The sequence below is a fragment of the Rhizobium leguminosarum bv. viciae genome, assembly GCF_012276115.1.
GTDB lineage: Bacteria > Pseudomonadota > Alphaproteobacteria > Rhizobiales > Rhizobiaceae > Rhizobium > Rhizobium leguminosarum_T.
The window spans coordinates 56,055-70,171 of sequence record NZ_WIEU01000016.1 but is presented as its reverse complement, the minus strand read 5'-3'; the positions used below and the strand labels follow the sequence as shown (position 1 = coordinate 70,171).

The following is a 14,117-nucleotide window of genomic DNA, read 5'->3' as shown; positions in this document are numbered from 1 at the left end:
GACCGCGACCCATGATCGGCAAGCTGAAAGGCACCATAGACGAGATCGGCGAAGACTATGTGCTCGTCGACGTGCACGGCGTTTGCTACGTCGCCCATTGCTCGGCCCGCACCCTGTCCAAGCTCGGCTCGGCCGGCGAGGCCTGCGTGCTGTTCATCGAGACCTATGTGCGCGAGGACCAGTTGAAGCTCTTCGGCTTCATGACGGCGCTGGAGCGGGAATGGTTCAACCTGCTCCAGAGTGTCCAGGGCGTCGGCGCCAAGGTGGCGCTCGCCGTGCTCTCGACGCTGACGCCAGGCGAACTTGCCAATGCGATCGCCCTGCAGGACCGCGCCGCCGTCTCGCGTGCGCCAGGCGTCGGTCCCAAAGTGGCGATGCGCCTCGTCACCGAGCTCAAGAACCGGGCGCCGGCCTTTGCCGGCGAAGCGATCAATATCGCCCTCAAGCAGGAGCTCGGCGAAGGGGTCGCGGCCGCGCCTGTCGCCGATGCGGTTTCCGCGCTGACCAACCTCGGCTATTCCCGCGACCAGGCGGCAAATGCGATTGCCGCGGCAATGAAGACCGCAGGCGACGGTGCCGACAGCGCCAAGCTGATCAGGCTGGGATTGAAGGAATTGGGGCGGTGATCTCCTTGAATATATCGCAATTCCTTACTAAACTCGAATAGTAAGGAGATCCGCATGAATATCTACTACGGTACGATGACATCGAAGGGCCAGACAACGATTCCGGCTGAAGTTCGTGAATTGCTGAATCTGAAGTCCGGCGACAGAATCCGCTACATCAACCGCGATGGCGAAATCATCATGAAAGCCAAGAACAAACGCGCCATCGACCTTGCAGGCAAGTTTCACGATCCGAACCGACCGACGATCACTTTGACGCAAATGGACGAGGCGATTGGGGAAGCCATCGCCGATCACGTGACTAGTGCAAGATGATTGGCCTCGACACCAATATTATGCTGCGCTTCCTCCTGAAGGACGATGTCGTCCAGACGGAGACGGTCACAACGCTCTTCGCGAGCCTGTCCGATACGGCACCCGGCTATATCAGTTGCATCACGCTGATGGAATGCGCGTGGTTCTTGAGACAACGGATCAAGCTGAAAAGAGAGCAGATCATGGAGGCGATTTCGGACTTGTTGGACTCGGCCGACCTGATCCTTGAAGATGAAAGAGTAGTCGAGGAGACGCTCGCAATCATGGTGCGGACGAACGCAGAATTCGCAGATGTCTTCATCGCCCTTCGTAATCGTGATGCGGGCTGCGTGACAACCAGGACATTCGATGCCCAAGCCGCAAAAACCATACCTGGAATGGAACTTTTGACATGAGCGAATCCGCCCGCCTGATATCGCCGGAAAAGCGGGGCGAAGACCTTGATATCACGTTGCGCCCGCAATCGCTGGACGAGTTCACCGGCCAGGCGGAGGCGCGCGCCAATCTCAAGGTCTTCATCGAGGCGGCGAAAAACCGCGGCGAAGCGCTGGACCATGTGCTCTTCGTCGGGCCGCCCGGCCTCGGCAAGACGACGCTGGCGCAGATCATGGCCAAAGAGCTCGGCGTCAACTTTCGCTCGACGTCGGGCCCGGTTATCGCCAAGGCCGGCGATCTCGCTGCCCTGCTCACCAATCTCGAGGAGCGTGATGTGCTCTTCATCGACGAGATCCATCGCCTCAACCCCGCCGTCGAGGAAATCCTCTATCCGGCCATGGAAGATTTCCAGCTCGACCTCATCATCGGGGAAGGCCCTGCCGCTCGCTCGGTGAAGATCGACCTGTCGAAATTCACGCTGGTGGCGGCCACCACCCGCCTCGGCCTGTTGACGACGCCGCTGCGCGACCGTTTCGGCATTCCGGTGCGCCTGAGCTTCTACACCGTCGAGGAGCTGGAACTGATCGTGCGCCGTGGCGCGCGGCTGATGAACCTGCCGATCACCGAGGAGGGCGCCCGCGAAATCGCAAGACGCGCCCGCGGCACCCCGCGCATCGCCGGCCGGCTGCTGCGGCGCGTGCGCGACTTCGCCGAGGTGGCAAGGGCGGAAGCCGTCACCCGCGAGATCGCCGACGAGGCGCTGACCCGCCTGCTGGTCGACAATGTCGGCTTCGACCAGCTCGACAAACGTTACCTCAACATGATCGCCGTCAATTTCGGCGGCGGCCCGGTCGGCATCGAAACCATCGCCGCCGGCCTTTCCGAGCCGCGCGACGCGATTGAAGACATCATCGAGCCCTATATGATCCAACAGGGTTTCATTCAGCGCACGCCACGCGGCCGTGTTCTGACCGCAATTGCGTGGAAACATCTGGGAATGCAACCGCCCAAGGATATGGAGGCTGCGCAGTTCCGGCTGTTCCAGGAGGACAACTGAGTGATCACCCGCCGCGGATTTTTCAAGGTTCTGGGCGGCAGTGTCGCAGGCGTCATGTCGCTCGGTGGTTACGCCTTCGCTTATGAACCGCTCGCGCGGCTCGCCATCACCCGCTATCGGCTGACGCCGCCCGGATGGACGCCAGGGCTCAAGCTCCGCGTCGTCGCGCTCGCCGATCTCCATGCCTGCGAACCCTGGATGTCGGCAAGCCGCATTGCCGCGATCTGCCACAGGGCGAATGAACTCGAAGGCGACGTCACCGTCCTGCTCGGCGATTACGCCGCCGGAATGAACATGGTGACGCAGTACGTGCATTCGAGCCAATGGTCGAAGGCGCTGGCCACCTTGCGGGCCCCTCTCGGCGTCCATGCGGTCATGGGCAACCATGATTGGTGGGAGGACAGGACCGCCCAGAAGAACGGCGGGATGGAAACATTCGGACACCGGGCCCTCGCCGACGTCGGCATCCCGGTCTATGGCAACCGCGCCGTTTGGCTCGAAAAGGATGGCCGCGGCTTCTGGCTGGCAGGCCTCGAAGATCAACTGGCGCTGCTGCCCGGCAGGAAGTGGGGTCGCACGCGCATGCTCGGACTCGACGATCTCGATGGAACGATGGCTCAGGTTACGGACGATGCGCCCGTCATTCTGCTCGCTCATGAGCCCGATATCTTTCCGCGCGTGCCCGAGCGTGTCTCGCTGACGCTATCGGGCCATACCCATGGCGGACAGATCCGCCTCCTCGGCCGTTCGCCGATCGTCCCCTCGCGTTACGGCAACCGCTATGCCTATGGCCATATGATCGAGGAGGGGCGTAATATCATCGTTTCCGGCGGCCTCGGCTGCTCTATCGCACCGGTGCGCTTCGGCGTGCCGCCGGAAATTGTCGTCATCGATCTTGGATAAGAATGGCATGGCCAAGCGCACTCTCATCCGCCTGAATGCGGGCGCTGAGCGTTTCAACTATCGTATCGCCGGCCTCGGCTTTCGCGACGGCCACGTGCTCGTCCATCGCGCCGTGCATGAGCCTTTCTGGACCTTTCCAGGCGGCAGGGCGGAAATCGGCGAGACGTCGGAGGAAACGCTCAAACGGGAGATGGTGGAGGAACTGGGCGTTGAGGTGACCGTCCATCGGCTGCTGTGGATCGTCGAGAACTTCTTCCGCTACGAACAGCGCGACTGGCATGAACTCGGTCTCTATTACTTGATGGACCTCCCGCCGGAATTCCCCTTTTTGTCCGGCGAGATCATCCATCGGGTCGAGGACGGCGATAACCATCTCGAGTTCAAATGGGTGCCGGCAACGCGTAATGCCCTGTCCGCACTCGACATCCCGCCCTATTTCATCGCCGATGAAATCGAAACCCTTCCCGTTGTGCCACGTCATCTCGTCTGGCGGGACGGCGATCTCGACGGCAAAGACTGACGCAGGCAATTCAAGGTGTTACAGCGTCCTTTGCGCCTCAAAAGGCGCCGGTGCTGTCGCCAAAAGCGCTTAAAGAGGAGATGCGCCGATGCCGACCTTCGATCCTGTCAGGCCATTCCGCAAACTTGCCTATAACAACGCCCTTGCCAACCGCCGGCTGCTTCAGGCTTGCGCGACATTGAAACCCGGCGAATTCGAAGCGCCGCGCACCAACTTCTTCCCCTCGATCAAGGAAACCTTGAACCATATCATCACGGTCGACTGGTTCTATGTCGACGGCCTGGAAGGCGGCACGCTCGGGCTCAAGGCCTTCGAGGTAGACGAACCATTCGATGACGTTTCCTCGCTGGCAGAAGCGCAGGCGAAGGTCGATCAGCGCCTGACGGCGCTTTGCGAGGCCCTGACGCCGGAGAGGCTCACCTCGACCATCAGCCTCCATCGCGGCGACCGCATCCAGGAGGAGCGGATGGAGGACGTGCTCGCCCACCTCTTCCAGCATCAGACCCATCATCGCGGACAGGTGCATGCGATGCTCTCCGGCACCAGCGTCGCTCCGCCGCAACTCGACGAATTCATCGTTGCCAACGATGCCCGGTTCCGCGGCAGCGAACTCGCCGCGCTCGGCTGGAGCGAAGAAACGCTGATGGGTTAGCGCCGGGGCGAGCGCTTGAAGTCTCTATCTGATGACTGTCGTGGTCCCAAAACCGCTGCACAGTTTTGAGCGACATGCACTAATTCTGCAGCCGCCTCTTCAGCCCGTCGACGATCGTCTTGGTGAGAAGGTCGTAATTTTCGTCGAAATGATGATCGCCGGGCAGCTCGATGACCTCGGCGCCGCTATCCCTAACCGCCGGACAGGCGACATCGTCATCGTCGTCCTTGCCGTAGATGCATTGCACGAGCTTCGGATCGATGTTCTTCAGATCGCCGACGGGATCGCCTCCCGCCCCTTCCGTCTTCTGGCCGAGCCAGCCGAGAACGGAGATGACGTAGTCCACTTGGTGCGAAAGCGACAGCAGCGACAATTGCGCCACCGCCGACTTTTCCGCTGGTTTGAGGAGCTGATAGGTGGCGGGCACGACATCGGCACCGAAGGAATAACCGACGAGCAGCACGTGCTTCACCTTCCACTGCTTGCGATAGAAATCGATGATCTTCGAAAGATCGGCAGCGGTCTCCTCCGGCTTGCGCTCGGACCAGAAATAGTGGAGCGAATCGACGCCGACGACCGGAATACCTTCCTTCTGCAGCGTGCCGCCGACCTCCTTGTCGATGTCGCGCCAGCCGCCGTCGCCGGAATAGATCACCGCCATCGTATCGAAGGCCGGCGTTGCCTCGAGCACCGCCAGCGGCAGGCCAAGCGGGTTGCCGAAAGCGCCGGAGGCGGTGACGAGATCGTCGAGCGTATCGGCAAACGCCGTCTGCGCATCGTCGGTGGAATCGCGGATCTCGATCTCGTCATGGGCCTTCTTCAGCGCCTCGGCGTGCGCCCGGCCATCCTTGTTGGCATCAGGCGTAAAGACGGTAATGATCGGGTCCGGCAGGATGCCGTCGCTAAGACCATAGACCGTGCGTTCGCCGACCACCTGCTTGGACGCCGGCGTGCAAAGCTCCTTGGCAAGCGGAATGCCGGCGACCGGATTAACGGCAAGTGTCTGGCCGATGGTCGCATCCGGTGTTTGCGCGGCGATCGCCAGCGCCAAGGCCCCACCCTCGCCGATGCCGGCGACGATCGGCAGGTGATAGGCGCTGTTGCCGGTCGCGCGCTGCACCTGCTGGCTCAGCGATTCGATGTCCGACACCATATAGACGCAGCCGTCGTTGAGGCTGACGTCGTAGCGGCTGAGTGCCTGGATATAGGATGGAAAGTCGACGCCGATGACGACGGCGCCTTCGGCGACCAACCTGTCGGCTTCGCCCTTCTCATAGTCGCCCCAGCCAGCGGCATCCGAGATCAGCATTACCGTGCCCTTCACCTCCCCTTCCGGCAGGAAGATGTGCGGCGACGGGATGAGCCCGGTTTCGAAGCTCTGCGTGGTCTCCTCGGCGGCATCAGCCGGTGCGGCCGCGAGCATGCAGGCGCATGCCGTGGCAAGAAGGATTGTCCTGATCATTTTCTCACTACCCCTTTCAATCCGCCCCCAATCAGAAATGTCGCGTCCATCAACGCGATCATCGGATTGCCTCCTCCGGAGACCGCAAGATAGCGCGGTTGCCAGTGCGGATGAAACTTGGATTTGAATGCCCGAAGGCCTTTGAAGTTATAAAAGCGCTCGCCGTGTTCGAAGACGGTGCTGCCGATGCGGTCCCAGACGGGCGCCGCCTCGCGTTTCGACATGCCGGAGAGCGGTGCCATGCCGAGATTGAAGTGGGTGAAACCCTGCCCACGCAGATATTCCATGATCTGCACGAAGAGAAAGTCCATCGAGCCCTTCGGCGCGTCCGGCGAGAAGCGCATGAGATCGATCGTGCCCTCCTGTCTGGATTCGGTCACGAGGATATTGGCGAAGGCGACAATCCTGCCGTCCTTTTTCAGGATGCCGACCGGCTGCGAGGAGACGTAATCGGAATCGAAGGCGCCGAGCGAGAAACCCTTTTCCTTGGCATTGTGATGCTCGAGCCAGGCCGTCGAAACGGCGGCCAGATCATCGATGACCGACGGCACGTCCTGCGGTTCGACGACGGCGAATTCCAGCCCGTCGCGCTGGGCGCGGCTTGCGGTCTGGCGAAGGTTCGCCCATTTGCCGCCCTTCATCTCGAAGGTCCTGAGATCGGCCACCGCCAGTTCGCCGAGCTTGAAGGCGCGAAGGCCGGCATCGGCGCAATGGGACAGCAGCGCCGGCGATATCTGGTAGAACACGGCCCGGCAGCCGGCGGCACGCGCCGCTTCGACGAAACGCCAGACGAGTTCCTGCACGGCGCGATGGTCGCCGACCGGATCGAACAGCGCGATCCAGGAGCGGCCCTGTCGGCCATACATGATGAAGGCATCGCCGTTTTCCGAGAACATGATGCTCTTGTCGCCCATGCGCACCAGATTGGCGTCGGCATTGCCCTGCTTCATGACGATCTCGACGGCACGCGCCAGCGCCTCGTCCGTCGCCTGCTCCGGTCGGAAGGCGGCCGGCCGGAGCAGGCTGAAGACGGCGATCACCGACGAGATGATGGTGATGCCGAGCACGGCGCGCAGCCCGCGCGGCGCCTCGGCGGTGAATTCGAACTGCCACCAGAGCTGGTTGCTGTATTCGACGTCGCGATAGACGAAGAGCAGGATGACGATGGCGCCGACGACGATCACGGCGATCGCCATCAGCCAGGACGCCGTCAGCGCCTGGTTGAGCAGCGAGGCCTGGCGGGTAAAGAGCCGGCAGCTGACGAAGAGCCCGAAGATGAGGAAGGCGAGAAAAGCGGCTTCGACGAGCGCGACCGCCTTCAGCAGCGACAAAGTCAACGCGGCAAGCGCCGAAAACACGGCCACCCACCAGGCGCCGTCGAGCCGCTGGCCGAGGCCGCGCGCGGCGACAACGAGGGCCAGTCCCAGCAGGCTGGAGAGAAAATGCGCTCCTTCGACCATCGGCAGTGGCAGATAGTTGGAGAGGAATTCGAGGTTCTGGTCCGGCGTCGGCGTGACGCTTGAAAACACCAGCATGACGCCGAGCAGCAGTGCGAGAGCCGACAGCAGTTGCGGCATCAGCCGCCCGCCGATGCGCCGCATGCTGGAGGCGGCCGGATGGTCGACGAAGCGCCGCAGCTCCGCCGCCGAGACCGCGAGCACGGCGATCAGCAGCGGCAGCACATGGTAGACCAGCCGGTAGAGCACCAGCGATCCGAGCACGGCATCGATGTTCACCGCGCTGCCGAGCGAGGCGATGATCACGGTCTCGAACACGCCGAGCCCGGCCGGAACGTGACTGAGCACGCCGAGACCGACGGCGATCGCATAGACGGCAAGGAAGACCGGCCAGCCGATGGCCGTCTGCGGCAGCAGCACATACAGTACCGACGCCGAGGCGGCGATATCGAAGGCTGTGACGAGGAACTGCCGCGACCAGGTACGCGAATCCGGCAGGCGGATTGCCACAGGCCCAAGATCGAGCACGCGCCCGTCACGGCCGATAATCATCACCGCGCCCAGAATGGCGACGATCGAACCGGCGATCAACCGCAGGAGGAAGGCGCTGATCCCGATCAGCGGACCGATCTCGTCGGCGATGACGATGAGGGCGATCGCCGCAACGCCCGCGAGCCCGAGACCGAAGGACAGCGTGACGAAGGCGATGATGCGGCCGATATCCTCCGGCGAGAGCCCGAGGCGGGTATAGGCGCGGTAGCGGATCGCACCACCCGAAAGCGCGCCGAAACCGGCGGTATTGCCGACGGCATAGGCACTGAACGCCGTCAGCGCCACATGCGGAAAGGGCAGCTTCTTGCCGATGTATTCGATGGCGTTGAGATCGTAGAAGATCAGTGCGAGGAAACTGAGCGCCGTGAAGAACAATGCAAGCAGGATCGCGCTCGGCCTGGTCGCCGCTAGCGCACCGACGACGTCGTCATAGCGCACCTCGTTGGTGAGCTGCATGATCGCATAACCGACGAGGCAGAAGACCACGAGCGACGCGGCGGCCAACAGCGGCGTTCTGTACCGTCTGAAGAGCCCGCCAAAAGAAAACCCGTCCGTTTCTTCAATCTCTTCCAAATTGCCGTGTCCCGACATTCGTGTACCTTGCTGTGACTGCCAGCTTGGCGGGAATCATTTCAGATGACGTAACATGAGAGGCATAGAAGCTCTATGAAGCCATGCCGCCGCTACCCCAGCCCCGCCGCCTGCGCCTCAATCATCCTCAATTGGGGCGGATTTGCGCAGGCGGGCGTCGCGGCACATTGCATTTTCGTAAGCTTCGGCAGAGCCTTGCGCTCGATGGAGAGTTGAGAGGCGGGAGAAAAATTCGATATGCAGGATGGCCCGGCCTTCGTAATACTTGCCCTCGGACGTCTGCTGCTGGGCGGCCTCTATGTCGCTGGCGGCATTCATCATTTTTTCGTCATCGTGCCGCTGACTGACGCGATCGAAGCCCGCGGCGTCCCTTTTGCGAAAGGGGTGCTGGTCTTGGGCAGCATGTTCCAGATCGTCGCCGGCATCCTGCTGATGCTCGGCCTGTTCGTCGCGGCAGCGGCATTCGGTCTCATCGTCTTCACGCTGGCCGCCACCGTCATGCTGCTGAATTTCTGGGACATGCAGGGAACGGCGCGCGACAGCGCGATCAATACCTGGAAAACAAACCTGGCGATCATCGGCGGCCTGCTGATCGCAGCAGCCGGCGCGATGTAAGGCGGTTCATGCCGCCGGCTCGGCGCGCCCGCCCGCACATGCGCGGCGTAGCGCGCGACGGCAGCATCCACCTCCGCGTCGCGATCGCCCGCCACCTGCACCGTCGGCTCGGCTATGATGGCGGGCGCTCTACAGCGCCACGCGTCTTTTCGAGAGCCGCAGGGCGCTGCAGCACTTCATTGGTTTAGGATTTCGCGGTTGGTTTTTCCACGTGGCCGCCGAAGCCCGCGCGCATCGCCGACAGCACCTTGTTGGCGAATTCGTCATTGTCGCGCGAGGAGAAGCGACCGTAGAGCGCAGCGCTCAGCACCGGCGTCGGCACGCTCTCGTCGATTGCCGCCATGATCGTCCAGCGGCCTTCGCCGCTGTCCGAGACGCGGCCGGCATATTTGGCCAGTGCCGGATCGGCATGCAGCGCATCGGCCGTGAGATCGAGCAGCCAGGAAGTGATGACGCTGCCGCGGCGCCAGACTTCGGCGACATCCTGCAGGTTGAAATCATACTGGAAATGTTCCGGATGGGCGAGCGGCGCAGTCTCCGCATCCGCCTCGTGCGAGGCAGCGCCGATATTGGCATGTTTCAGAATATTGATACCTTCGGCATAGGCGGCCATCAGGCCGTATTCGATGCCGTTATGCACCATCTTGACGAAATGACCGGCGCCATGCGGGCCGCAATGCAGGTAACCCTGTTCCGCTGTGCTGACCGCAGCCGCTTCGGCGCTCCGGTTCGGCGAGGCTTCGGTCTTGCCGACGCCGGGCGCCAGCGTCGCGAAGATCGGGGAAAGGTGTTCGACGATGCCCTTCTCGCCGCCGATCATCAGGCAATAACCGCGCTCGAGGCCGAAGACGCCGCCGCTGGTGCCGACATCGACATAATGGATACCCTTGGTGATGAGGTCGGCGCCGCGGCGGATATCGTCATGATAATAGGAGTTGCCGCCGTCGATGACGATATCGCCATTCTCAAGCAGCGGCACCAGGCTCGCCAGTACCTTGTCGACGATCGCCGCCGGCAGCATCAGCCAGATCGCGCGCGGATGGGCGAGCTTCGAGACGAATTCCGCGAGCGAAGCACTCCCGGTCGCGCCGAGGCCTGCGAGCTCGGCAACGCTTTCCGGCCTTGCGTCGTAGACGACGCATTCGTGACCGCCTCGCATCAAGCGCTGGACCATATAATTGCCCATGCGGCCCAAACCAACCATGCCAAGCTGCATAATGAATCTCCTGGAAACCGAAATGAAGTGTCGAATCCGGAAATTAGCACCCGCAGTGTGACAGGCAAGCGAAGTCTCGGTCATATTGACGAATGCGACTATTGCGCCGCCGATCGTCTTGACACCGACGCACTCGTTCAAACATCAGGCGCGCTGGCCGGCTCGCCCTTCATTTCGCTGAGGAACATGCCCTCGCGCAGATTGATGCCATATTCGACGAAGGCCTTCATGCTGCAGAGCATCTGCGTCCAACCTTCGCAGTTGAGATAGGTGCCGCGCCGGCCGGCCTCGTCCTCGCGCCAGCCGCTCTCGGCAATCGTCACCAGCGTGCCACCATCCTCCAGCGCTTTGAAGTCCATCTCCACCAGCGTCTTGTATGTCGCCTTGTCTTCGCCGGTGCCGCCATCCCAGCGCAGCACGATGCGGCTTTCCGGCACCAGATCGACGACCTCGACCGGCGCATCCTTCCACCAGGTCACCGTCGTGCCCTTCACGAGCGGCGCGCTCGCTCCGCCGATCGTGGTGAAGTAGCTGCTGAGTTTCTTCGGGTTGACGACGGCGTCGAAAACCTCTGCGACGGGGCGGCCGATACGGCCGGAAACGCGGATTCCAAGAGACATGACACTTCTCCTCTTCTCCATTGTGCCTGTTCCATTGTCCTTGGCACTATTATGTTATAAAAACATAACATGTCAAGCGAATCAACCGACGACCCCGTTTTCAAGGCGCTGGCGCATCAGCGCCGCCGCGAAATCCTCGATCTGCTCAAGGATGGCCCCCGAACCACGGGGACCCTTTGCGAGATGTTTCCCCAGATGGATCGCTGTACGGTGATGCTGCATCTGAAGGTGCTGGAAGAGGCTGACCTGGTCATCGCCAGGAAGGAAGGCCGCGAGCGCTGGAACCACCTGAACAGCCTGCCGATCAAACACATCTATGACCGCTGGATCAGCGCCTATGCCGACCATTCCCTGTCGATTCTCGACCGGCTGAAAGGCGACATCGAGGGCCAGCCCGAATAATGATCCAACCGCCCAACAGCTTGCCGGTCGGCCAGCCGAAGCCTTATGCTGGCCAAAACGGCACGGGATCAGGCAGATGACGATATCGGGCGCCGGCATACGCCGCATGCGGCTGCTGCGCAGCATGAAGCAGGAACATCTCGCCGAACTCCTCGGCGTCAACCAGGCGACGGTCTCGCGCTGGGAGCGCGATCAGCTCGCTCTCTCGCCCAAACAGGCCATCAAGCTGGAACGAATTTTCGCCTCCCCGCAACATGCAGCAGTCGATGCGGCGCTGAAGCGGCTGGTCGAGGATTCCGTCCGGCCGGTGCATCTGATCTGCGACCACACCCACCGGCTGCTCTCCGCCTCTCGCCCACGACAGGCGGAGTGGCGAGCGCCGCTCGGCGCCTTTCTCGGCCGTTCTCTGTTCTCCTACGCCTCCGCCGAAATCGCCGCCGCCGAGCAGTCGCTGGAGGAGCGCGGCTGGCATGAGGGCAGGCTCTCGTCGTTGACCCTCGATACCGGCGCCAACGGCAATGCGCTGCTGCCGATCGCCGCCGGCCGCGTGACCTGGGAACGGATCATGCTTTCCGATGGCAGCGCCGGCCGCCTTGTTACGACCATCGGCTGAGTCTCAAGCTTTCCTGCACGCCCATGCATAATTTATGCGTTGTCCGGAAACGTCGGTCTTTATAGCGTCCGCCGCCTAAACGGTCAGGAGACGATGTGATGACGATATTGGTGACGGGAAGTGCCGGCCATCTCGGCGAGGCGCTGATGCGGACCTTGAGGGCGGAAAGCCGCTGGGTGCGCGGCATCGATATCAAGCCCTCGGCTTTCACCGACATGGTCGGCTCGATCAGTGATCGCGCATTCGTCCGGAAGGCAATGTCAGGCATCAGCCACGTCATCCATGCCGCAACGCTGCACAAGCCGCATGTGGCAACCCACGGCAATTACGATTTCCTCGACACCAATATCGCCGGCACCCTCAGCCTGCTGGAAGAAGCGGTCACTGCCAACGTTGCAAGCTTCGTCTTCACCAGCACCACCAGCACCTTCGGCGCGGCATTGACGCCGGCTGCCGGCGAACCGGCGGCATGGGTGACCGAGGATGTGCTTCCTGTCGCGAAAAACATCTACGGCGTGACGAAACTCGCCGCCGAAGGTCTGTGCGAACTCTTCGCCCGCAAGTCCGGCCTGCCGGTGGTCATTCTCAGGACTTCGCGTTTCTTTCCCGAAAACGACGACGATCCTGACATTCGCAACGGCTATTCGGCAGAGAATGCCCAGGCCAACGAGCTTCTTCACCGCCGCGTCGATATCAGCGACGTGGTCGGCGCCCATCTGCTGGCGCTCGAAAAGGCGCCGGCAATCGGCTTTGGCCGCTACATCATCTCCGCCACGACGCCGTTTTCGGCAAATGATCTTGCCGCGATCCGGCGCGATTCGCCTCACGCTGTCGAACGACTGTTCCCGGGTGCAGGCGCCCTTTACACATCACGCGGCTGGAAGATGTTTCCCTCGCTCGACCGTGTCTATGTCAACGAACGCGCAAGGCGGGAACTCGGCTGGCGGCCGCGATATGATTTCCGTTTCGTGCTCGATTGCCTGCGCGACAACAGGGAGTGGCGAAGCCCTTTGGCGCTGAATGTCGGCTCCAAGGGCTATCACGACGAGGTCTTCGCCGAAGGGCCGTATCCGGTATGCCAAGGACAAGACGACGATCGCCGCTGAGAGCGAAATCGTTGCTCTTTCCGACAAGACCTTCCTAATGCTCGCTGTCGATCCGGTGTCTTTGCTGAAAATGGAAGGAAAGGGTGCGATCCACGACCACCGATGGATGTTTACGATCCTGGGTGCCTACAAACGTAGGTGGGCGCCGTGTGTCCAGGCCCACGGGCCTGGCCAGGGACAGCTCCCTTTGGATCGAGTATGGCCCCAGGGATTGTGGTTCCTGTCGAGAGGCGCAGACCGCATGGCGATATATAAGGTCGTTTGTGCTGGCGCGCCAGTGGCGACGGAAGGCCGCCCCTATTTAATTGAGATCAATTGAGTTCGGGGGCAGACCGGCCGTTCAGCTTGTCGGTGATGCCGCGAATGCGGCTCGACACTTCGCTCAGCGCCGCCGCAAGATTTTCCTCGGTGCGGGCGGTCGCTGCAAGCACCGTATCGCGGTTGCCGCGCAGCGACTCGAGCTCGGATTCCAATCCAGCGACGCGGCGCGTGAGTTCGGAAATTTCATCCACAACCATGATGCCGGCCATGACGGTGATCCTGAGATCGCCGATTTCCCCGAACTGATCCTTGAGATGGCCGACATAGCGGTCGAAGCGGGTAGCGAGATCGGTCAGGTGATCCTCCTGCCCTTCCTCGCAGGCCATGCGATAGGCCTTGCCGTCGATCGTTACCGTCACCTGCGCCATGCCACACTCTTTCTATCAGCGATCCAGAACCGCGCGGATCGTTTCCATGGCCGTCACCAGCCGCCGCGATACCTCGCGATTGACCTCTTCCAGCCGGTTGGCGCGGAATTCGGCCTGGTCGAGCTCCTGCGCCAGCCGCGAACGGTCGGCATGCACACGCCGCACCTCGCCCTCGATCTCGCCCTGCTCGCGCTGCCGCTCGACGCGCATGTCGACAGCGTTTTCGAGGCTCGATATCGCCTGTCTCAATTCGTTGAGCGCTGCTTCCATGGTTTTGCCTGTGGGCATCATGTCTTTCCGATTCCCGCGCAGGATCCGCGAATCGGCACGCCGCGCCGATCCTGCG

Annotated in this window: 17 protein-coding genes and 1 other RNA gene; 11 read left to right on the top strand and 7 right to left on the bottom strand. The window is 62.1% G+C overall.

The window, feature by feature from the left end; all coding sequences use genetic code 11:
* Window positions 1-11 precede the first annotated feature (11 nt).
* From ruvA to GFM02_RS24440, 7 genes are all read left to right on the top strand, one after another.
* Window positions 12-626 carry a Holliday junction branch migration protein RuvA gene (gene ruvA / locus GFM02_RS24470; RefSeq protein WP_168303057.1) on the top strand — a complete coding sequence of 205 codons (615 nt, stop codon included), beginning with the start codon at window positions 12-14 and terminating at the stop codon, window positions 624-626.
* A 54-nt stretch (window positions 627-680) separates the two neighbouring features.
* Window positions 681-941, top strand: a complete 261-nt coding sequence (locus GFM02_RS24465) for an AbrB/MazE/SpoVT family DNA-binding domain-containing protein (RefSeq protein ID WP_017968119.1) — start codon at window positions 681-683, stop codon at window positions 939-941.
* On the top strand, window positions 938-1,336 hold the full coding sequence (locus GFM02_RS24460) for a PIN domain-containing protein (RefSeq protein ID WP_168323049.1): 399 nt from the start codon (window positions 938-940) through the stop codon (window positions 1,334-1,336). Before GFM02_RS24465 ends, GFM02_RS24460 begins: the two co-directional genes overlap by 4 nt.
* Window positions 1,333-2,373 carry a Holliday junction branch migration DNA helicase RuvB gene (gene ruvB, locus GFM02_RS24455; RefSeq protein ID WP_017968121.1) on the top strand — a complete coding sequence of 347 codons (1,041 nt, stop codon included), beginning with the start codon at window positions 1,333-1,335 and terminating at the stop codon, window positions 2,371-2,373. The genes GFM02_RS24460 and ruvB overlap by 4 nt, the downstream gene beginning before the upstream one ends.
* A complete protein-coding gene (locus GFM02_RS24450; protein ID WP_168323048.1) occupies window positions 2,374-3,276 on the top strand; it encodes a metallophosphoesterase in 903 nt (300 codons plus the stop codon).
* A 7-nt stretch (window positions 3,277-3,283) separates the two neighbouring features.
* Window positions 3,284-3,796 carry an NUDIX hydrolase gene (locus tag GFM02_RS24445; protein ID WP_020051536.1) on the top strand — a complete coding sequence of 171 codons (513 nt, stop codon included), beginning with the start codon at window positions 3,284-3,286 and terminating at the stop codon, window positions 3,794-3,796.
* Window positions 3,797-3,884: 88 nt separating this feature from the next.
* On the top strand, window positions 3,885-4,448 hold the full coding sequence (locus GFM02_RS24440) for a DinB family protein (protein ID WP_168323047.1): 564 nt from the start codon (window positions 3,885-3,887) through the stop codon (window positions 4,446-4,448).
* A 79-nt stretch (window positions 4,449-4,527) separates the two neighbouring features.
* On the opposite strand, the gene GFM02_RS24435 is transcribed toward GFM02_RS24440, so the two are convergent.
* Together GFM02_RS24435 and mprF are read right to left on the bottom strand one after the other, a co-directional pair.
* On the bottom strand, window positions 4,528-5,910 hold the full coding sequence (locus GFM02_RS24435; protein WP_168323046.1) for a virulence factor family protein: 1,383 nt from the start codon (window positions 5,908-5,910) through the stop codon (window positions 4,528-4,530).
* On the bottom strand, window positions 5,907-8,510 hold the full coding sequence (gene mprF, locus GFM02_RS24430; RefSeq protein ID WP_168323045.1) for a bifunctional lysylphosphatidylglycerol flippase/synthetase MprF: 2,604 nt from the start codon (window positions 8,508-8,510) through the stop codon (window positions 5,907-5,909). The genes GFM02_RS24435 and mprF overlap by 4 nt, the downstream gene beginning before the upstream one ends.
* 237 nt (window positions 8,511-8,747) lie before the next feature.
* Between mprF and GFM02_RS24425 the strand changes: the two genes are divergently transcribed.
* Complete coding sequence (locus tag GFM02_RS24425; RefSeq protein ID WP_168323044.1) at window positions 8,748-9,125, top strand: DoxX family protein; 378 nt, start codon at window positions 8,748-8,750, stop codon at window positions 9,123-9,125.
* Between the two features lie 184 nt (window positions 9,126-9,309).
* On the opposite strand, the gene gnd is transcribed toward GFM02_RS24425, so the two are convergent.
* Both gnd and GFM02_RS24415 read right to left on the bottom strand, forming a co-directional pair.
* On the bottom strand, window positions 9,310-10,341 hold the full coding sequence (gnd, locus tag GFM02_RS24420; RefSeq protein WP_168323043.1) for a phosphogluconate dehydrogenase (NAD(+)-dependent, decarboxylating): 1,032 nt from the start codon (window positions 10,339-10,341) through the stop codon (window positions 9,310-9,312).
* Between the two features lie 137 nt (window positions 10,342-10,478).
* Window positions 10,479-10,961, bottom strand: coding sequence for an SRPBCC domain-containing protein (locus GFM02_RS24415; protein WP_020051542.1), 483 nt, complete (start codon window positions 10,959-10,961; stop codon window positions 10,479-10,481).
* 69 nt (window positions 10,962-11,030) lie between these two features.
* On the opposite strand from GFM02_RS24415, the gene GFM02_RS24410 reads away from it, so the two are divergent.
* The 3 genes from GFM02_RS24410 (at window position 11,031) to GFM02_RS24400 (ending at window position 13,082) form a co-directional block, all read left to right on the top strand.
* Window positions 11,031-11,363, top strand: a complete 333-nt coding sequence (locus GFM02_RS24410) for an ArsR/SmtB family transcription factor (RefSeq protein ID WP_020051543.1) — start codon at window positions 11,031-11,033, stop codon at window positions 11,361-11,363.
* Window positions 11,364-11,439: 76 nt separating this feature from the next.
* The gene (locus tag GFM02_RS24405) at window positions 11,440-11,976 is read left to right on the top strand and encodes a helix-turn-helix domain-containing protein (RefSeq protein ID WP_168323042.1); all 537 of its coding nucleotides are present in this window, start codon (window positions 11,440-11,442) and stop codon (window positions 11,974-11,976) included.
* 98 nt (window positions 11,977-12,074) lie between these two features.
* Window positions 12,075-13,082, top strand: coding sequence for an NAD-dependent epimerase/dehydratase family protein (locus tag GFM02_RS24400; protein WP_168323041.1), 1,008 nt, complete (start codon window positions 12,075-12,077; stop codon window positions 13,080-13,082).
* Window positions 13,083-13,165: 83 nt separating this feature from the next.
* On the opposite strand, the gene ssrS is transcribed toward GFM02_RS24400, so the two are convergent.
* From ssrS to GFM02_RS24385, 3 genes are all read right to left on the bottom strand, one after another.
* Window positions 13,166-13,324, bottom strand: a non-coding RNA gene (gene ssrS / locus GFM02_RS24395) — 6S RNA.
* 69 nt (window positions 13,325-13,393) lie between these two features.
* Window positions 13,394-13,771: a cell division protein ZapA gene (locus GFM02_RS24390; protein WP_020051546.1), complete on the bottom strand. Its 378-nt coding sequence runs from the start codon at window positions 13,769-13,771 to the stop codon at window positions 13,394-13,396.
* Between the two features lie 15 nt (window positions 13,772-13,786).
* Window positions 13,787-14,062, bottom strand: coding sequence for a DUF4164 domain-containing protein (locus GFM02_RS24385; RefSeq protein WP_012758879.1), 276 nt, complete (start codon window positions 14,060-14,062; stop codon window positions 13,787-13,789).
* Between the last annotated feature and the right edge of the window lie 55 nt (window positions 14,063-14,117).